Origin of the sequence: Nostoc sp. CCY 9925 (genome assembly GCF_963920935.1) — a bacterium.
Classification (GTDB): Bacteria; Cyanobacteriota; Cyanobacteriia; order Cyanobacteriales; family Nostocaceae; genus Nostoc.
Genome location: NZ_CAWUDO010000002.1, coordinates 1 through 20,146 on the forward strand (window position 1 = coordinate 1; position 20,146 = coordinate 20,146).

At 43.1% G+C, this 20,146-nt stretch carries 16 protein-coding genes and 1 pseudogene; 9 read left to right on the forward strand and 8 right to left on the reverse strand.

What is annotated here, in order from left to right:
• A partial coding sequence (locus tag ACM0OY_RS01190) for an ABC transporter substrate-binding protein (protein ID WP_414567077.1) occupies positions 1-1,138 on the forward strand: 1,138 nt, incomplete at its 5' end.
• Positions 1,139-1,491: 353 nt separating this feature from the next.
• On the opposite strand, the gene ACM0OY_RS01195 is transcribed toward ACM0OY_RS01190, so the two are convergent.
• Positions 1,492-2,292 carry a hypothetical protein gene (locus tag ACM0OY_RS01195; protein WP_414567078.1) on the reverse strand — a complete coding sequence of 267 codons (801 nt, stop codon included), beginning with the start codon at positions 2,290-2,292 and terminating at the stop codon, positions 1,492-1,494.
• A gap of 711 nt (positions 2,293-3,003) precedes the next feature.
• Between ACM0OY_RS01195 and ACM0OY_RS01200 the strand changes: the two genes are divergently transcribed.
• The gene (locus ACM0OY_RS01200; protein ID WP_190955368.1) at positions 3,004-3,321 is read left to right on the forward strand and encodes a hypothetical protein; all 318 of its coding nucleotides are present in this window, start codon (positions 3,004-3,006) and stop codon (positions 3,319-3,321) included.
• A 233-nt stretch (positions 3,322-3,554) separates the two neighbouring features.
• Positions 3,555-5,282 (forward strand): succinate dehydrogenase/fumarate reductase flavoprotein subunit, encoded by a 1,728-nt coding sequence (locus ACM0OY_RS01205; protein WP_414567260.1) that lies wholly within the window; start codon positions 3,555-3,557, stop codon positions 5,280-5,282.
• 88 nt (positions 5,283-5,370) lie between these two features.
• Here ACM0OY_RS01205 and ACM0OY_RS01210 read toward each other — a convergent pair whose 3' ends face one another.
• Positions 5,371-5,571, reverse strand: coding sequence for a DUF6887 family protein (locus tag ACM0OY_RS01210; RefSeq protein WP_414567079.1), 201 nt, complete (start codon positions 5,569-5,571; stop codon positions 5,371-5,373).
• Positions 5,568-5,672: pseudogene (locus tag ACM0OY_RS01215) on the reverse strand (DUF6888 family protein); the annotation flags it as partial. The gene ACM0OY_RS01210 and the pseudogene ACM0OY_RS01215, both read right to left, overlap by 4 nt.
• A gap of 100 nt (positions 5,673-5,772) precedes the next feature.
• Between ACM0OY_RS01215 and ACM0OY_RS01220 the strand changes: the two are divergent.
• The 4 genes from ACM0OY_RS01220 (at position 5,773) to ACM0OY_RS01235 (ending at position 12,366) form a co-directional block, all read left to right on the forward strand.
• Positions 5,773-6,753, forward strand: a complete 981-nt coding sequence (locus tag ACM0OY_RS01220; protein ID WP_414567080.1) for a protochlorophyllide reductase — start codon at positions 5,773-5,775, stop codon at positions 6,751-6,753.
• Between the two features lie 560 nt (positions 6,754-7,313).
• Positions 7,314-10,967, forward strand: coding sequence for an ELWxxDGT repeat protein (locus ACM0OY_RS01225; RefSeq protein WP_414567081.1), 3,654 nt, complete (start codon positions 7,314-7,316; stop codon positions 10,965-10,967).
• Between the two features lie 68 nt (positions 10,968-11,035).
• On the forward strand, positions 11,036-11,488 hold the full coding sequence (locus ACM0OY_RS01230) for a DUF29 domain-containing protein (protein ID WP_414567082.1): 453 nt from the start codon (positions 11,036-11,038) through the stop codon (positions 11,486-11,488).
• A 257-nt stretch (positions 11,489-11,745) separates the two neighbouring features.
• On the forward strand, positions 11,746-12,366 hold the full coding sequence (locus ACM0OY_RS01235) for a TMEM165/GDT1 family protein (protein ID WP_414567261.1): 621 nt from the start codon (positions 11,746-11,748) through the stop codon (positions 12,364-12,366).
• Positions 12,367-12,457: 91 nt separating this feature from the next.
• Here the strand turns inward: ACM0OY_RS01235 and ACM0OY_RS01240 are convergent, their stop codons facing one another.
• On the reverse strand, positions 12,458-13,348 hold the full coding sequence (locus ACM0OY_RS01240; protein WP_414567083.1) for a tetratricopeptide repeat protein: 891 nt from the start codon (positions 13,346-13,348) through the stop codon (positions 12,458-12,460).
• A gap of 385 nt (positions 13,349-13,733) precedes the next feature.
• Between ACM0OY_RS01240 and ACM0OY_RS01245 the strand changes: the two genes are divergently transcribed.
• Positions 13,734-14,741 (forward strand): hypothetical protein, encoded by a 1,008-nt coding sequence (locus tag ACM0OY_RS01245; RefSeq protein ID WP_414567084.1) that lies wholly within the window; start codon positions 13,734-13,736, stop codon positions 14,739-14,741.
• 106 nt (positions 14,742-14,847) lie between these two features.
• Here ACM0OY_RS01245 and ACM0OY_RS01250 read toward each other — a convergent pair whose 3' ends face one another.
• Together ACM0OY_RS01250 and ACM0OY_RS01255 are read right to left on the reverse strand one after the other, a co-directional pair.
• Positions 14,848-16,017 (reverse strand): homocysteine biosynthesis protein, encoded by a 1,170-nt coding sequence (locus tag ACM0OY_RS01250; protein WP_414567085.1) that lies wholly within the window; start codon positions 16,015-16,017, stop codon positions 14,848-14,850.
• A 111-nt stretch (positions 16,018-16,128) separates the two neighbouring features.
• Entirely contained in the window at positions 16,129-16,287 is a 159-nt protein-coding gene (locus tag ACM0OY_RS01255) for a hypothetical protein (RefSeq protein WP_414567086.1), read from the reverse strand.
• 131 nt (positions 16,288-16,418) lie between these two features.
• Here ACM0OY_RS01255 and ACM0OY_RS01260 point away from each other — a divergent pair, with 131 nt between their 5' ends.
• A complete protein-coding gene (locus ACM0OY_RS01260; RefSeq protein ID WP_414567087.1) occupies positions 16,419-17,303 on the forward strand; it encodes a DUF4231 domain-containing protein in 885 nt (294 codons plus the stop codon).
• A 414-nt stretch (positions 17,304-17,717) separates the two neighbouring features.
• Here the strand turns inward: ACM0OY_RS01260 and ACM0OY_RS01265 are convergent, their stop codons facing one another.
• Positions 17,718-18,464, reverse strand: coding sequence for a hypothetical protein (locus ACM0OY_RS01265; RefSeq protein WP_414567088.1), 747 nt, complete (start codon positions 18,462-18,464; stop codon positions 17,718-17,720).
• 517 nt (positions 18,465-18,981) lie between these two features.
• Positions 18,982-20,130 carry an AI-2E family transporter gene (locus ACM0OY_RS01270; protein WP_414567089.1) on the reverse strand — a complete coding sequence of 383 codons (1,149 nt, stop codon included), beginning with the start codon at positions 20,128-20,130 and terminating at the stop codon, positions 18,982-18,984.
• Positions 20,131-20,146 lie beyond the last annotated feature (16 nt).

Below are 20,146 nucleotides of genomic sequence, written 5' to 3' on the forward strand. Positions count from 1 at the left end.
TAACAATGATTATCATTTTTACTATCTGTATATTTTATTTTCTGGAAGTCCCTTACTAGTGGAAACCGTCAACGCTTGCGGTGGTGTCAACGGTCAACCTGTTACCCTTGTTGCTGTAGACGACCAAACAGACCCGAAAGCCGGTGCTGCTGGTATGACTAAACTGGCATCAGTAGATAAAGTTGCAGGTGTCGTTGGCTCTTTTGCTAGCAGTGTTTCCACAGCCGCAGTTTCAATTGCTGCTCAAAATCAAGTGATGCTGATTTCACCCGGTAGTACCAGCCCTGTATTTACAGAAAAGGCGCAAAAAGGCGACTTCAAAGGTTTTTGGGCACGTACAGTTCCGCCTGATAGCTACCAGGGGCCAGCCCTAGCCCAATTTGCCACTAAAAAAGGTTTCAAGCGAGTATCCACCGTCGTCATTAATAACGACTATGGTGTCGGCTTTGAAAAAGCATTTGTTCAAGCTTTTGAAAAATTGGGTGGAACTATAGTTAATAAAAACAATCCTGTCCGCTACGACCCCAAAGCAACTACCTTTGAGACTGAAGCTACTGCTGCTTTTGGTGGGAAACCGGATGCAGTCCTGGGAGTTTTTTACGTAGAAACAGGTAGCTTACTGCTCAAGTCAGCATATCAGCAAGGTCTGAGTAAAGGCGTACAGGTGATGCTCACGGATGGTATGAAATCAGACGAATTTCCTGGTCAAGTCGGCAAAGGTAGTGACGGTAAATATATTGCATCTGGAACCATCGGCACAGTCCCTGGTTCTGATGGTAAAGCATTAGAGGCTTTCAAAAAGCTTTGGCAACAGAAAAAAGGTGGTTCACCAGGGGAATTCGCTCCCCAATCTTGGGATGCTGCTGCTTTATTAGTATTGGCGGCGCAAGCTGCTAAAGAAAATACAGGCGCCGGTATAGCCAAGCACATCCGTGAAGTTGCTGGTGGCCCTGGTACAGAAGTTACTGATGTCTGCGAGGGACTGAAGTTGCTGCAAAAGGGTCAAGACATTAACTATCAAGGAGCCAGCGGCAATGTAGATGTTGACGCTAATGGTGATGTCGTCGGTGTTTACGATGTCTGGACAGTAGGAGACGATGGCAAAATCAAGGTAATTGATAAAGTTAACCCTAAGTAACGTGAATTCGATTGCTTATATAGTATCTAGCCAATTTGCTCAATCAAAAAACCTCTCCCTGGTTTTATTACGCAAAACCGTCCCTCTCCGAGTCGGAAAGGGACAGACTTGAACTTTAGTTCAAGGCAGGGAGAGGTTCGTCGAACTCACATTAAGTAGAAATTGAGGAGTTATGAATTAAAGTCAGAATTGAGAATTCAGAAGCGGAGCCGGAGACGCTCCGCCTCCGGTCAGAATAATTCAAGAATCACGATAATTTACGATCGATGAATACACCAATGGTATCTGGACTCGTTATCAATTCTGACTTATGACTCCTGGGTGCTGAATTATTAACTCCTAACTCTTAACTTTTAGAAGCCACTGAAGTTGTAACCAACACCTAATAATAAGCCGATATCAGTTTGATCAAAAAAGCCCGCATTTACAGATGCTGTTGCTGTAAATTGAGAACTCAGAGGCAGATCAATCCCACCAGATACTAAAAAGGCAAATTGCGAATCATCTCCAGTTTTCCAAGCTGCACCTACTCCTACGTAAGGAGCAATGGCTAACGGTTCGCCAAAAGGATCTGCTGACTTGAAGGAAAAATCATAGGTGACAGGAAGTAAAACTGTGGTATTGTCACCAAAGATAGCGGATGGCCGGACTGATATAGTATTTGTTAAGCCGACTTTGGTGATTACCGCAAAGTTGCCATCGCCTAAAGATGAGTCTCCACCACTCAAACCAATATTGCCAGCAACCCCAACATAGCTGCTACCGCCACGGGTAGCTGTACCTAGATCGATATCTGATTGCGCCACTCTGGGGGCAGATGGTTGAGAATTTGGTTCCACAGGCTCAGAAATCAGTTTTGCAGATGAAGTTGCCACTGTGCCTGGAATGGGTGTGAGCGTTTCCCCTGTCGCGCCATTAGAGAACTGCTGTATCTTAGTTACATTTGCGACTGTAGATGATTCAGTTGTTTCTGTAGCCTCTAATTCAGTACTTAATTCATTGCCAGACACTACAGTTGCTGGAGGCTCGGTTAATGACTGAGTGCTTACCGCATCAACTGTCTGGGCAACAGCAGATAAGCCGCTACTCAGGACTGTAAGAGCAGCTATACTTGGTAACCAAAAAACACCTTTACGAAGAAAACTAGTATTCACGTTCACTCCTAAAACAATTATTGTCACGAAAAATTAAGTGTTTTGTTGATTTTATTCAACAAATTCGGACAATACTCAAAATTTAACATCAAAAAATCGGTTTTTACATCCTGGTTTTGATGGATTTATTTACTTAACAATAGGTAGCAAAAAAATAATTACTATATCCTAAATATCCGGAATTCAACAGATGACAAAATTATCCTGACTTTACCTACTATTATATTTTTTGTACCTAAGAGCAAAGCGTCTATTTATAGAGGAAGGAATCAGTAATTTATGTGAAAGCTTAGTCTAAGCCAACGTCGAGGATTCTCAGTTTTTCATTTGATGAGCAAGTTTGCATCTATGCTGTAACTCCAAACTTGGTTCTTATAACTCTAACAGCCCTTGTAATGCAGTTTCTTCTAGTGTTGAGATTCACCAGAAAAACTGTAAACACTCAACAATTACTTATCAACGATCGCTTATCAGTTATCACATAGACTTCCAGTCTGCCACAACTATGGCTTAACTCATTTGAGTTAAGCTTTAAATCTGTAACTTAAACTTGAGATTACTGTTCGCTGATTCAATCTCAAAATTCCCCTTATGTAATAAAACAAGAAATATGAACTTATATTACGAACCTTGCAAAAATATTTAGAATTTGTCTACAAGCCAAACATGGTTCTAAGGTAGAACCTATAGGAGAGACTTGAGGCAAATGTGATGAGCGGAAATAATATTCAAAACTATCGCTATGTCTGTACCCTGACTTTTGGTGATATCTACGGTCAAATAATTGTTTGGTTAATTACAATTACCCTGAGTTTGGCATCAGCCTTGGCACTAATGGGTGCTAAGAAACCAGTATACGCTTTAGCAACAGTAGGTCTCGTCGTTCTGCTATCGCTGCCTTTCTTGCTGTTTGCGTTTGTAACTACATTGTTAAATCATATTGAAGTAGTTCCTGTAGAACCTGGAACCAAAACTGAACCTATCCCAGGTAATGTATCTCAGCAAAAACCTGTACAACTAACTAGCTAATAAGTTAAGAGTTAAGAATTAAGAGTTAGGAGTAACTACATCTGCCTGTTAACTCTTAATTTTTAACTTTTCACTTCTAACTTAAAAATTTGTAATAACATCCCTGTCTGTGGGCAGGGAATTTTTTTGTAAAGATGTATGGTGAACATAGGAAGTATGGTGTAGTTCAAAAACGCTTGAATCAGATTTCTACAATAGAACAGCAGTGGTTTGCAGTCGGGGTCTAAATAATGATGCTGGAACACGATGTGATTATTGTTGGCGGTGGATTGGCAGGATGTCGCGCTGCTGTGGAAATTGCCCGCACCGATCCTAATTTAAATATCGCTGTGGTTGCCAAAACCCACCCAATTCGTTCCCACTCTGTGGCAGCCCAAGGTGGTATGGCTGCGTCACTGAAAAATGTCGATTCGGAAGATAGTTGGACAGCACACGCTTTTGATACTGTCAAGGGTTCTGATTATTTAGCAGATCAAGATGCTGTGGCAATTCTGGCCCAGGAAGCGCCAGATGTGGTGATTGACCTGGAACACATGGGCGTTTTGTTCTCGCGCTTACCCGATGGTCGTATTGCCCAACGGGCTTTTGGCGGACATTCCCACAACCGCACTTGCTACGCCGCAGACAAAACTGGTCATGCAATTTTGCATGAATTGGTTAACAATCTACGGCGTTATGGGGTGCAAGTTTATGAAGAATGGTACGTGATGCGTCTCATTTTGGAAGAGGGGCAGGCCAAGGGTGTGGTGATGTTCCATTTGTTGGATGGGCATGTTGAGGTTGTACGCGCCAAAGCAGTGATGTTTGCTACGGGCGGCTATGGTCGCGTTTATAACACCACCTCCAATGATTACGCTTCTTCGGGTGATGGTTTGGCTATGACTGCGATCGCCGGTTTGCCCCTAGAAGATATGGAATTTGTGCAATTTCATCCCACAGGTTTATATCCAGTAGGGGTGCTGATTTCCGAAGCGGTACGCGGTGAAGGCGCGTATCTAATTAATAGCGAAGGCGATCGCTTTATGGCCAACTACGCACCTAGCCGCATGGAACTAGCTCCTCGTGATATTACCTCACGGGCGATCGCTTATGAAATTCGGGCTGGTCGTGGTATCCATACTGATGGTAGCGCTGGTGGCCCCTTTGTCTATCTGGATCTGCGACACATGGGTAAAGAAAAAATTATGAGTCGCGTTCCCTTCTGCTGGGAAGAAGCCCATCGACTAGTGGGTGTTGACGCTGTAACTCAACCGATGCCAGTCCGCCCGACAATTCACTATTGTATGGGTGGTATCCCCGTGAACATTGATGGTCAAGTCCGCAGTAGTGGTGATGGTTTAGTTGAAGGGTTCTTTGCTGCTGGGGAAACAGCTTGTGTTTCTGTGCATGGAGCGAATCGCTTAGGTAGTAATTCGCTGTTAGAATGTGTAGTTTATGGCAAACGTACTGGGGCAGCGATCGCCCAATTTGTGCAAAAACGTAAATTGCCCTCTGTAGATGAGCAACGCTACCTCAAAGAAGCCCAGCAACAAATCCAAGCTTTGCTAGAACAACCAGGAGAGTATCGGATTAATCAAGTCCGTCAAGCCTTCCAAGATTGTATGACTGAATATTGCGGTGTTTTCCGCACTGAAGCATTAATGAGTGAAGGATTACAGAAATTAGCAGAAATCCAACAAAGATATCCACAAATTTATTTAGATGACAAAGGAAGTTGCTGGAACACAGAACTTGTGGAAGCCTTAGAACTGCGAAGCTTGATGGTAGTGGGACAGACTATTTTGGCATCAGCCCTAAATCGCCAAGAAAGTCGCGGCGCACACTTCCGTGAAGATTATTCCCAGCGGGATGATACTAACTTTCTCAAACACACAATGGCTTATTATTCACCAGCAGGAATTGATATACAGTATCGACCTGTGGCGATTACTATGTTTGAGCCAAAAGAGCGGAAGTATTAGTAAAAAGTAAATTTATTATGGAAAATCGAGGGGGCTACAAAACTTTGTCCACCTCGATTAAAAATATGAAATATAAATGATTAAGTTATTAATCAGAAGCTAACTGCTTCTGAATCACAGCTATTATCTTTTCTTTCCAAGCTGGATCTTTTAATTTTATTGCAGCATCATAAGGACGAGTTTTTCGTCTATCCATGTAAGCATAAAAGGCTTCCTTATCATCTTTGTGGCTGAGAAGGTAACTTTTTAGCTCTTGGTCATTCATTGCTGCATAGTTTACCTTATTCATGGTTCTATACTACCATCTGGTGTAACTTCTAGCTCTATTTCTTCACTTTGCCCAGCTAATATAAATATATTGAGTGTTCGTTCATCTAATCGCACGATGTGAAGCGATCGCCAAGTATAACACCTAGAATCATCAGAGGTGGTAACTCAGTGATGTAAAATCCTGGAGATAGTAAAAGGTGATTAATAGAGTCTCAATAGAATGGCACAGGATAGGAAGTCAACGGTTGTAATTACAGGTGCCTCTTCGGGGGTCGGTTTGTACGCTGCAAAAGCTCTTGCCCAAAGAGGGTGGTATGTGGTGTTGGCATGTCGGGATTTAGCAAAGGCACAACAAGCTGCCCAAGCTGTGGGAATTCCTTACAACAGTTATACGAGCATACATATTGATCTTGGCTCCTTGGAAAGCGTTCGGCAGTTTGTGAAAAACTTCCGCGCAAGTGGCAACACCTTGGATGCTTTGGTTTGCAACGCGGCAATTTATATGCCCTTAATAAAAGAACCATTACGAAGCCCAGAAGGTTACGAGTTAACCGTCACTACAAATCATCTTGGGCATTTCCTTTTGTGTAATCTTTTGCTGGAGGATTTGCAGAAATCATCTTCACAGCCAAGGCTGGTGATTTTGGGAACTGTCACCCACAATCCAGACGAACTGGGTGGAAAGATTCCGCCGCGTCCAGACTTGGGTGATTTCGAGGGCTTTGCAGCAGGATTTAAAGACCCTATTTCGATGATTGATGGCAAGAAATTTGAACCCGTTAAAGCCTACAAAGACAGCAAGGTTTGTAACGTGTTGACTATGAGAGAACTGCATCGGCGGTATCACAATTCAACCAATATTGTTTTCAGTTCTCTCTATCCAGGATGTGTTGCAGAAACGCCTCTATTCCGAAACCACTATCCCCTGTTTCAGAAACTTTTCCCATTATTCCAAAAGTACATCACTGGGGGATATGTGTCTCAGGAGTTAGCAGGAGAACGGGTTGCTGCGGTTGTTGCCGATCCGGAATATAGTCAATCCGGTGTTTATTGGAGTTGGGGAAATCGCCAGAAAAAAGATGGCAAGTCCTTTGTGCAAAAGGTTTCTCCTCAAGCCCGCGATGATGAAAAAGGCGAGCGGATGTGGGAACTAAGCGCAAACTTGGTTGGACTTGGATCGCCAAATAAGGTTTTACGTTAACCTTGTGCATAATTAATCGATTCATCAATCCACTTTTTTGAATGAATTGCCATCATGCACAGGTCAACAATGGTTGAGGTGATTATTAATTCATCTCAACTATTGTTTATATTTTTATTTATTTTTCTGTTCTGATGTAAGCTTTAATTCTGAGAGAATCTTCAGTCAAAGCAGAGAAAATTTCATAAAAAATGATGACCGGGAAATCATCAATAGCATGACCGAATACATGCAGCAATTTTTAGAATAACCCGATCTATTTCCGGCAATATGCCTATTTTTCCCTTCGGAAAAAGAGTTTGAGAACAACTAATTATATTTACAGATAAAGAAGAAATATATTGTTTATTTCAAAGTAGATTAAACTAAATCTGTTTTATATAAAGAGAGTATAAAGTTCAACATATTTGCTGAGGCTATTTAATTTCAAAAAAAGCGAAACTATGGAATTGCGCGATCGCATTTTTAGATAGTAAGCAAAATAGGGATCGCACTTCGAGCATCAACCAACGTCTGATTTTGCTTGTGATTCTTGTCTAAAGGTTTAAGGAAAAACGGTTATGACACCAGAAGAAGCATCGATTAACCTCATCAAAGATATAAATACCGGTGGAGTTTCCTCTAACCCGCAAAATCTGATCGATGTCAACGGTACGGTATACTTCGTTGCGATCGACAACAGTGGTGGCTATGAACTGTGGAAGAGTGATGGTACTGAGGCTGGTACTGTCAGTGTTAAGGACATCTTCTCTGGCACAAGTAGTTCTTACCCGCAAAATCTGACCAATGTCAACGGCACACTGTACTTCAGTGCCACCGACAGTAGTGGCGGCAATGAACTGTGGAAGAGTGATGGCACTGAGGCTGGTACTATCCGCGTCAAGGATATCTTTTCTGGGACAGGTAGCTCTAACCCCCAAAATCTGACAAATGTCAACGACACCCTGTACTTCGTTACCACCGATAGCATTGGGGGTCGCGAACTGTGGAAGAGTGATGGCACTGAGGCTGGTACTATCCGCGTCAAAGATATCGTCTCTGGTATAGGTAGCTCTAACCCGCAAAATCTAACAAATGTCAACGGCATCCTGTACTTCAGTGCCAGCGACAGCACTGGGGGCAATGAACTGTGGAAGAGTGATGGCACTGAAGTTGGTACTGTCCGCGTCAAAGATATCTTTTCTGGCACGGGTAGCTCTAACCCGAATTCTCTGACTAATGTCAATGGCACGCTATATTTCGTTGCCTATGACAGCAGTGGGGGCAATGAACTGTGGAAAAGTGATGGCACCGAGGCTGGTACTATCCGCGTCAAAGATATCTTTTCTGGCACGGGTAGCTCTAATGTGCAAAATCTGACCAATGTCAACGGCACGCTCTACTTCAGTGCCACTGACAGCAGTGGGGCTAATGAACTGTGGAAGAGTGATGGCACTGAAGTTGGTACTGTCCGCGTCAAGAATATCTTCTCTGGCATAGGTAGCTCTTATCCGCAAAATCTGACCAATGTCAACGGCACGCTGTACTTCAGTGCCACCGATAGCAGTGGGGGCCGGGAACTGTGGAAGAGTGATGGCACTGAAGCTGGTACTGTCCGCGTCAAGGATATCTTTTCTGGCACAGGTAGCTCTAACCCGCAAAATCTCACAAATGTCAACGGCACGCTGTACTTCAGTGCCACCGACAGCACTGGGGGCAATGAACTGTGGAAGAGTGATGGCACTGAGGCTGGTACTGTCCGCGTTAAGGATATCTTCTCTGGCACAGGTAGCTCTAACCCGAACTCTCTGACCAATGTCAACGGCACACTGTACTTTAGAGCCACTGACAGCAGTGGTGGCTATGAACTGTGGAACAGTGATGGTACTGAGGCTGGTACTATCCGCGTCAAGGATATTAATACTACTACCCTATCGTCTGAACCGTATTTTCTGACCAATGTCAATGGCACGCTCTACTTTAGAGCCACCGACAGTAATGGAGGCAATGAACTGTGGAAGAGTGATGGCACTGAGGCTGGTACTGTCCGCGTTAAGGATATCTTCTCTGGCACGGGTAACTCTAACCCACAAAATTTGACCAATGTCAACGGCACGCTATACTTCGTTGCCACCGACAGCAGTGGGGGTCGCGAACTGTGGAAGAGTGATGGCACTGAGGCTGGTACTGTCCGCGTCATGGATATCTTCTCTGGCACGGGTAGTTCCGATCCGAACTTTCTGACCAATATCAACGGCACGTTATACTTCGTTGCCACCGACAGCAGTGGGGGTCGTGAACTGTGGAAGAGTGATGGCACTGAGGCTGGTACTGTCCGCGTCATGGATATCTTCTCTGGCACGGGTAGTTCTAACCCACAAAATCTGACCAATATCAACGGCACGCTGTACTTCAGTGCCACTGACAGCAGTGGGGGTCCTGAACTGTGGAAGAGTGATGGCACTGAGGCTGGTACTGTCCGCGTCAAAGATATCGTCTCTGGCACGGGTAGCTCTTATCCGCAAAATCTCACCAATGTCAACGACACGCTGTACTTCGTTGCCTATGACAACATTGGGGGTAATGAACTGTGGAAGAGTGATGGCACCGAGGCTGGTACTGTGCGCGTCAAGGATATCTTTTCTGGCACGGATAGCTCTTATCCGCAAAATCTCACCAATGTCAACGGCACCCTCTACTTCAGTGCAACTGACAGCAGTGGAGACAATGAACTGTGGAAGAGTGATGGCACCGAGGCTGGTACTGTGCGCGTTAAAGATATCTTTTCTGGTATGGGTAGCTCTAACCCGCAAAATCTCACAAATGTCAATGGCACCCTGTACTTCGTTGCCTATGACAATATTGGGGGCAATGAACTGTGGAAGAGTGATGGCACTGAGGCTGGTACTGTCCGCGTCAAGGATATCTTCGCTGGGATAGGTAGCTCTAATGTGCAAAATCTGACTAATGTCAACGGTACGCTGTACTTCAGTGCCACCGACAGCAGTGGGGGCAATGAACTGTGGAAGAGTGATGGCACTGAAGCTGGTACTGTCCGCGTCAATGATATCTTCTCTGGTATAGGTAGCTCTAACCCTAACAACCTAACTTACATCAATGACAAACTCTACTTTTTTGCTGACAACGGGAACACTGGACAAGAACTTTTTCAGCTTAACCTCAACAGTACCCCAACTGACTTGAGCCTGAGTGCTACCAGTGTTAACGAGAATGTTCTTGCCAACACAGTAATTGGCAACTTTAGCACTACTGACCCTGATACAGACAACACCTACACCTATACTCTGGTTTCAGATATAGGCAGCACTGATAACAGCGCCTTCACAATTGTCGGAAACGAGTTATACATTAACGTCTCGCCCGATTACGAAACCAAGAATAGCTACAACATCCGTTTACGCACCACAGATCAGGGTGACTTATTCTACGAGCAAGCGATCGCGATCGCAGTCAACAATATTAATGATGCCCCAACACTGGAAAATAGTATTGCCGACCAAACAGCAACAGAAGACACAATCTTCAACTTCACCTTACCAGCAAACACCTTTGTGGATGTTGATGCAGGAGATAACCTCACCTATAGCGCCACCCTGGAAAATGGTGACCCAATCCCCTGTTGGTTGAGCTTTAACGGCATCACTTTCAGTGGTACTCCGACAAATAACAACGTTGGCAGCCTCAACATCAAAGTTATCGCTAGTGATGGAACGACGACTGTTAGCGATATTTTTGCATTGACAGTGGTTGATACTAACGATGCTCTCGTCCCTGTTAACGACAGCATCACTACAACCGAATTAGATGGTGGTACAGGAAGTGACAGTCTCATTGCTGGTTTGGTCAATAGTACCTTGTTTAGTGCTGTAGGTCACGATGTACTCATCGGTGTAACTGGTCAACATAGGTTTAACCTGGCTGAGACTCTCAGTGCAGTCGATGAAATTATGACTGGTTTTACTGTTGTAAATGATACGATCTTCATTTCCAAAGCAGAATTTGGACTGAGCCAATCTCAGGATACGATACTCAAAGAAAGCTTGTTCAGACTTGGAACTAGTGCGACAACCCTTAGCGATCGCTTTATCTACAATCAAACTACGGGTAACCTATTCTTTGATCGAGATGGAGTTGGTGGTACAGCACAAGTTCAAATCGCCCAGTTCTCAAATCAGGCAATGCTGACTAGTGCAAATATTATTGCGATCGCCTAACTTTTCCCAGATTACAATCACAGTAATATTTGCCAAAGACGATCTAACCATTCCCGATGGAAACTGCCATGTCTTCCCTAAAAGCGCATTCCCAAACCTTATATGAGAACGACTACTTGCAATGGATAGAAACAACTGTAAAAAAATTGCAAAGTCAAGACTATACGAATGTGGACTGGGAGAACCTCATTGAGGAAATTGCCGACATGGGAAGAAGTGAACGCCGGAGTCTCAAGAGTAATCTGATTGTAATTCTAGTGCATTTGCTCAAATGGCAATTCCAACCGGAAAAGAGAAGTGGTAGCTGGGAAGGAAGCATCGTTGAACATCGTAGACGTGTTAAAGAAGCTCTAAATGATTCCCCCAGTCTTAAACCCTATCTTGAGAGCATTTTTGCAGAGTGTTACGCACAAGCGGTTAAGCAAGCAAGAGCTGAAACTGGTTTGTCTGTGGAATCCTTTCCAGTGAACTGTTCCTATCAACTATCAGAAGTCACAAATGATGAGTTTTTACCTCAATAATCACTGGATATTGACTTGTACTTGGAATAGATGTATGATTAATTCCCAATAGAAGGGGAGTAGCTGCTGGCAAAAAATTTATTAGCCAGTACATCTGAATCAACATACTGGCAATGAGCCTGGTTCAGGTGGCAAGTAATCAAATATTTGAAAGCGAGACCTTCACTAAGTTCACACGCAAAAGTGTAAGCTTGGTGAGGTTTTTTGGCTCTCATCAAGCTTCACATCGGTCAACGATTCTTCAGGAGCTTGAGAGAGTGTTAACAGCTTTTACCGCAGGTTTGTTATTAATTACAGTTTCAGAACTAGGCGATAAAACATTTTTTATTGCTGTGATTTTGGCAATGCATCACTCGCGGCGGCTGGTATTTACAGGTGTGGTAGCTGCTTTAGCTGCGATGACAATTATTTCGGTGCTATTTGGACAAGCAGCATCTTTATTGCCAAAAGTTTATATTCATTATGCTGAAATAACTTTGTTTATCGCCTTTGGTATCAAATTGTTGTACGACGCGAGTAAGATGCCTGCCTCTGCTTGTGACACTGAAATTGTAGAAGAGGCGGAAGCTGCGGTGAAACAGGCAGATTTGCAGCTACCAAAGCGAAAAAGTTCCTTATCAATTTTAATAGAAGCCTTTGCATTAACATTTATGGCAGAGTGGGGCGATCGCACTCAAATTGCCACCATTGCTTTAGCAGCCGGGAATAACCCAATTGGAGTAACCACAGGTGCAATTCTGGGACATGCTATTTGTGCAGCGATCGCTGTTATCGGCGGCAAAATGATTGCTGGTCGCATTTCTGAGCGTCAACTCACCCTGATTGGTGGAGGCCTATTTTTCATCTTTGGTATCGTTGCTGCCATTGAAGGGGTGTGAGGGACTGGGGACTGGGAGTGGTCAGTGCTGAGTTAGGACTTATGAATTATTCACTTTGTCCCCTCCGTCTCCCTGCCTGTTCCTATGCCCATCACTTAGGTTTGCTTTCCGGCGCAGGTGCGCTAGATGCAGCTGGAGTGGGAGGAGCATTTGCAGCTTTGTTAATTTCATCTTTATATTGAGCGGGTGCTAAAGCTGCGGCACTATCAAATAGAGGTTTTGCTTGTGCGTTTTTGCCTTGTTGTTTCAGGAGCATCGCTTTTGCCACAACGGGGCGAAAATCCTTAGGATCTTTCTTAATTGCCTGGTCATATGCAGAGGCAGCTTGGGCGTAGCGTTTCTGGGAAGCGTGAACAGAACCTAATAGCACTTGCACGGCTACTGTGTCAACGCTTCCAGGTTGATTTGTATTTGCTTGGGCAGCGTTAGTCAGAGTTTCTTGCAATAAACCAATGGCTGCTTCGGGGCGTTGCTGATTGACCAACAGAGCCACCATTCCTTGCAAAGCCTTCAAATCACCAGGTTTTGTCTCTAAAATTGAACGATAAGCTTGAGCAGCTCCTTCGCGATCGCCTATTTGCTGCTTAGCTTGAGCTAGCAGCACTGCGTATTCTGACTGGTCGGGATTGAGTTTAGCTAGCTTTTCTAGAGGTTCAATAACGACTTGAATATCAGATGGTTTAACCTCAGCTTTTTCTTTTTGGCTGAGTAATTGTAGCCGCGCCTCTAATAAGCCTTTAAGCGCAGTCTGATTTTCTGGTTCCTTTTGCAAAACCAGCTCATATCCCCGTACTTGGTCTTCCAGTTTTGATTTTTGCTCAGAGGAAGTCAAACTGCCTTTGGTACTAGCAGTATTCTCACTGGACAATGGCGTATTATTCAACGTTCCAAATAGAGGAATCACCGAAACACCTACAAAAGCAAGAACTGCCAGCACCAAGATAACTTGAACTATCCAGCGATTATTGCGTGTTTGAGACACAGTTTTGTCTTTCTCCTGAATTCTAATGACATTTACCTGAAGGACGGTTGTAATTGTAAAGTTAAAAATTTCCAAAACTTTGCGGAATACCGCTCATTGTCTGTGAATTTTATAACAATTAACTATCTACACTGCTAAAGTAAGTGATGACTTTAGGAGGAGCCGTCAGAATTGTAGCTATGATATGCTTCCGAAACTAGTGTCTAGAGCGCTAGATTAGACTTTTAGTGTTTACACACTAAATTTAGCGCCTTTAGGATTGTGTAGAGTACTCTAGTGTGACTTTGTGAGAAGTAAATATACTTTTATCAGCCGCACAAACGTTCTTACCAGCTGCCTTTGTAAAATCCCATAATGGGATGTGTCTGTGCCGCAAGGAGTTTTTATGAATTCCGACCTGATGCCGTTGCCCGAATCTTCCAATTCTTCTGCCTCTAACCAGGGACAAAATACCATAGAGGCACCCGCTAATGTTATTAATACAGCAGCCCAGTCCTCTAAAGTTGAAATTTCCCCTGTTAACCCCAGCGAGACCGACTCAAATGGGAACTTAGTTAATCGACAGCAACCGATTCCGCCTCCCAGTGAGCCGATGCAATATCGAGCGATCGGCTTAGTCCGAGGTCGTTATCATGCTAGCAGCGAACAATTTACCCAAGGTACGCTGCTGACCACAGATGATGTAGAACTCAACGCCGTCCTTTTAGGGCGGATTATGAGCCTAGTCAAGAATCACCTAGACTTAGATAAAGAACATTTGTGGGTAGTATATCCACGTACAAGACAAGAAAATGATACTTTGCACATCCAAATCGTGGGAGTTTGGGAGCCAGAAAACCTGGCTAAAAACTTGATAGAGGACGAGCCAGACTCGGAGTCACAAGAGGTAGAAACGCCCGATGATGGCTTATCCGAAAACTCTGAACTCAATACAATTTCCCAGATACCCTCATCAGAAATTACCGATGGTGGCTTTTCTGTTCGTGGTGAGGTGGTATACCAGTCTTTTGATGCTAAGAGCTTGGTAGTCAAAATTAGGCAAGCTCCACGCAAACCAACTGACAAACCCAAATATTTTAAGTTGAAATTGAGGGGTGTGCTAACCACCAAAGCAGTAGGAAAATTCTGGGACTTCCAAGCCAAGCGGGAAGCTGATGTTTTAGTGGTAGAAAAAGCTGAGGCGATCGCTGATTTGCCCAAAAAACGCAGACCAGGAGTTAAACCAGGTGGTCCTCGTGGTGGTAGAAAACCATTCCCTCCCAGACGCGGTAGCGAAACTCCCCGTCCCGTCAAGAAAGCAAGTGCAGGCGGCGACAGTCCTGTAATTTCAAAACCTATACCCAAAACACCCACTCCTAAGCCCATCAAGCGACCGAAACCACCGCAAGAGTAGGCAGGGGGAGCAGGGGAAGCAGGGGAAGCAGGCGGAGCAGGGGAAGAATAATAACTGTTAACTGTTAACTCCGCACTCCTAACTCTGCACTCCCCAGTCTCCAAGATCAAAAATCAGTCCAACGATCTTGGGGTAGGAAAGAACGCTCCATCGGAATTGGACAAACTGGTTCTGTAAGGGTAAACTTACCTGCTTCAATCCATTGTTTTAACTCTAAGGCAACTTGCCTGGAAAAAAACAAACTCGCTAAGGGGGCAGAGCGTACTGCTTTGCCCTCGATGGTAATCCGCCCAGATTTGAGTTGGGTGTAACTCACTAAACCAAAGGTGGGGCGCACACGTCGGGGAATAGAAAAGTCTACTATTGGGGCTACTAAGTCTTGATCCTGCACGGCGCAGTGTTCAACTACTTGTTCATTTAAGACGGGAAGTGGTATTCCAACGCCTAACATCAATGAAGGTCCATAACTTTTGAAGTAGCAACCCCGTACCCAATGAGCATCCATTTGCTTGGCATCGCCAATTAAAGCTAGAGTAGCGGCAGGGCCAATGGGTGTGCGATTAGCTAAACGCTTTTGTAAGGGAAAGTGCTGAGTCCCTTCCCAGGCGACATAGCCAACACCACCACCTAAAAAAATTCTTGTACCTATACCAACAAGTTGTAAATCGGGGTCGTTGAGTAAGGGGGAAATAGCGCCGGGATTAGAGTAAACGGCATTTCCCAAACGCGGTTGTAAAGGCCCCAAGTAAGTGAAAAGTGGGCGATCGCCGCCATTCACACCAACGATAAAATTTTGATAGAGATTACGCGGATTAAATAAATAAAACTGATTTATTGTTTCACTGGTAATTGTAGTTTCAAATGTCGCTCTGGGGTAACAATCTGTTACTTGTCCTTGCGCTTTTACGTGTATCGGTTTACCAGCAATTAAATCTTCGATCACATGACCACCGCCGCGTTCTCTGGCTTCTTCGCCATCCATCGCTTCTACTGCACAGCTAGCACCCAAGTATAAATCCACTGCGCCAAAACCAGAGTAAGCTGGAACACCATCTAACCAACAACGGCGAATTTTTATCGGTGGGTCAGTGTGTCCAAGATTGATAATTGCACCACTTGATTCCATTGGCTCAAAAGTGCCGGTGGTAATGACATCAACTTCTTTTGCAACTTTAGTAACACCGATTTCTATAACTCGTGCTTTTAATTCTTCGGTTGTCAACACTACCGCACGTTGGCGGCTAATTTTGTCGTTAATTTCTGCAATTGTTCGCATCTTATTGCTGCTAGCGCCTTTTATTGTCTTCCTTTATAAATGACAGACTCTGGTATGATTTCCTCTGGAAATAGTTGTAAAATTCAAGTTTTTTTAAGGTGCAAGCAAGCCTTAACCCATACAACAAGCCGATAGTCTCTCCCTGGAATCATAAATGCCATTCGGGGCGATCGCATGGATGAGGTCTACAATACCGTAACTATCATTACGATAGATAATATCTAAAAGTAAAATTTTTAACTCAAATACACGTAGAGAACTAAGTATCATTTCTTAGCGCTCTTCTCAATACGTGTAAAATTACTACACTAAAAGTCTTGCTTTATCAATCAAATATATGTATGGTTATGATTGACCACAGTTTACTACATTATACCCGTTAATAAACTGAGTAAAAGACAATGACTACTTCTGAATTAACTAATCTTGAGAATAAAAACCAAACTCAAGTTTCTGATACATTTGAAAGTTTATCCTCTGCCCCAGAAGAAAAAAAATTATTTACCTTAAAGGTAATTGAGTATTTATTACTTGCAATTTTTGTATCTTCTGTTCTATTTATTAGTTTTTACTCAACTGATAAAACAGTTGTAATTTATGGAACGATATCTCTAACTATTTTGTTTTTTTTGTTATTAATCAATAGACAAGTCTTTCAGGATTCTAAAAAGTTAGCTGACAAATCGGAACTAGGCAGAAAAGCTGAACTCTATACTTACCTATTGGGTAATAATAATTCTTGGAATCAAAATACTCTGACTTTAGCCAGAAAAAAGGCTTTACAATACTGCCAAGACTTGATTGATGATTATAAAAGAATTAAGAACGTAGCAAGGAACCTTTACTACATCTTACAAATAGCAACAGTAATTTTATCAGGGGTCACACCAATTTTAGTTCTGGTAGATAAATTAGAATCAGGGCAACCTTGGCTGAAGTGGCTCCCCGTTCTTTGCCCAGCTCTTGCTTCTATACTCGCCAGTATAGTTACCTCTTTTCCTTTTCAAAAGAATTCCATTGCTGCTAACACAGCCGTTGAATTGTTAGAGGCTGAACAAGAAAAATTTATATTGGGAGTGACTCCGCCCTATCGTTGCTATGATGTGTCTGACGAAATTCAACAGCAACAAAAAGCAAGTCAAGCATTAGAATACTTTATTGTTCAAGTGAATAACATTCATCTCAACCAAGTGCAACAAACGAACGAGACGCAATCAGAGAAGACCGAATCGGCTCCATCAAACGAGTCAAATAAAGAAGCAACTAATCAGACGGCAACCAGATGATATTAAAATCCCCCAGGCAATATCCATGCCTGGGGGTTGGTACCAAAAGCTTACAACTTTTAGTTTTTTTCACAATTTCTGCCGAGTTAATTTCCGGTTCCTGCAAATTTAATCTTTAAATCGTGGTGTTTTACCCCTAAACTACCAGGTCAAATATTTGGAGACCCGGACGAGATTTGAACTCGTGTCCCGCTGACATCAATTCACAGGGTTTGATGCAGAACGTGAATTTTTAAAATGAGCCTGGAGCAATAGCTTAAGACTAAATATGAGATTGATTGTGTCGAGGAGTGCCTTTACCTTTTGGCTATCCCTCGGTTTGATTTATAAAGTCGAGGGAGTAGGACTCGAACCTACAGATTTTCCTATAGACACTGAAACTAAACTTGCGCTCCAAGACTATTTTACCACTCTTCATCTAAATGTTGAGGGCGCAAATAAGTAGCCAAAGATTGAGCGGGCAACTTGATTTTGTTGAGTAACTTCTAAACTGTTGGCTTGTTCTCTAGCAAAAATTACCTCTTGCATCAGCTTATCTACTCGCCTTAATAATTCATTCTGTCTAGCTTGGGAAATTGCCCCAGAAAATTTGACTGTTCGCCAAGTCCCTTCTGGCACATCTTCAGAAGATTCTTTCACTTGGGCGGGATGCTCTTTTGTGGCTTCATAAAGTACCACCGGTTTGACGATTTTTTTGGTCTTGGTGGTATATTTCGCTTCTGTACCAAAGCATTCTTGTTGTTGATCGTAAACCCAAGATTCGCTAGTATCCAAGATTGGGAGTGTTGAGATAAACGTTTTGATATCAGCTAATTGCTTTTCTAAAAATAGCAGATAAGAAACTGGCACTTCTCGTAAAATTGTAGTCCCATCAACTACTATATCTGCTTTGGCTTGGGCATTAGCCCAATCTTGGGTAGCGCATAAGTTAAATAATTCTGTACAAGCTTGCTCAAATTGAGTCAGCAAATCTTCTGCCTTCATTTGCAGTGTCTGATTTTCTGGAGGATATACGAAGCCATCTTCTGCTACTGGTTGAAATGTCCGCGAAATCCCCTGAAACATTGTGCTTTTTTGAATCAGATGATAAACACTTGTTTTTGCTTTCGTGCTGTTAGCTTTAACGGTTTGTAATACTGCTATTACTTGATTAAGTTTCAATTTTCACCCTCCAATAAATGAATTAATTATTTCCGCCCATTGTCGGTTTTATTTTTAATAGCGTCCACCCAGAAATTGAGTTTTCCTTCAAATTTGCTGTGTCTATTGTGTCTGGAAGAAAAATATTCATATTTTTTGTCACATTTATGATTATATTGTACTACAAAAACTGGACTGGTAGGATTTACGACTTACGCACTCACATCCCCGAATCCCCTTGAAAAGGCTACGGTGTACACATATCTCTCTTCTCTAGAAAACCAAAATCGTCGTAGATCCTCCTAAATCCTCCTTAAAAAGGAGGACTTTGAGAAATTTTTGCCCTCATTAAAAAGTGGAGTTGGGGGGATGAAAAGCGTGTGGCACATCTGTTCAGAAAACCAAATTAGTATTTCAAAAATCTTTACAAAAGGTTAATCATTTGTAGAGGTATACAACTTTACAAGCCTCCGTTGGGAAAAAGTTTGAGCCTTGTTTACTTTGATTTACACAGCTTGGTTTTATTGTGCCGACTTACTTAATCGTTTGTGGGCAAAGTATTATCAACTGGTTGATCTCGATCGCTAGCTGGGGTTTCTGTTGTCCAAGGATCGTCTACTTGAGGAAATTTAGAACTGATGACAAACTCAGTTTCTTGCAGATGGTGATTTCCCCATTGATCTAAAACATCTTTAATCAAAACTTCTTGTACCCAAATTTTAGCGACAACAGTTAAGGGTAGTGCGAGGAATAATCCTAAAAAGCCAAAAAAAGTAACGAAAAATAATTGAGAAATTAAGGTTACAGCTGGTAGCAACGAGACTTGATGTGCCATCACAACGGGTGTGATGAAATTACTCTCAACCTGTTGAATGATGGAGTAGAGAATCAAAACAGCGATCGCTTTCCAAGGTTCATCTAACAAAGCGATCGCCATTGCTGGTACTACACTCAACGTCGGGCCGAGGTTGGGAATTAAGTTCAAAAATCCTGCCAAAACCGCTAAAGCCAGTGCTGCTTTGATACCCAAAACAGATAAGCCAATTACACTCATTAATCCCACTACACCCATAGCAATAACAGCACCTGTTACCCACCCCCCCAAAGAAATTTCGCACTTATTTAAAATCCCTTCCACTCGTCGCCGATAAAATGAGGGAAAAAGCCGGACAAAAACTTTGCGGTAGGCTACGGGGTCAGCTAATAACATTCCTGTTAAAACTAGCACTAGTAAAACCTTGACAACAACTTCCAAGGAACCAGAGACAAAAGCGAAGGAGTTTCCTAATAGCCGATTGGCAAAAGGCTGTGCTTGTTGAATCAGGCTGTTGAGATCGGGAATGTAGGGAACCAACTCACCAGGAATCCGGGTTCTGAGTGCGTCCAGCCAACTATTAAAGCGCCCAAACCCTTGGGGAACCCGATAGGTTAATTCTTGAAACTGCTGTGCAAAAGGTGGCACAATTAACCAGAAAAAACCTCCAATTAGTGCAAAAAAGATAGCGACTGACAATAGGACGGCGAATCCACGCTTCATACCTGAGCGTTGAAAACGTTTTGCTAGCCGATTTAAGGTGGTGGCTAAGACAACTGCGGCAAACATCAGTAACATTACTTCCCGAATTTGCCACAAAATGTATAAAGAAAGAACGATCGCAATTAAACCGATCCATTGACCCAGGTTCACAGGCTGACTCCCAACA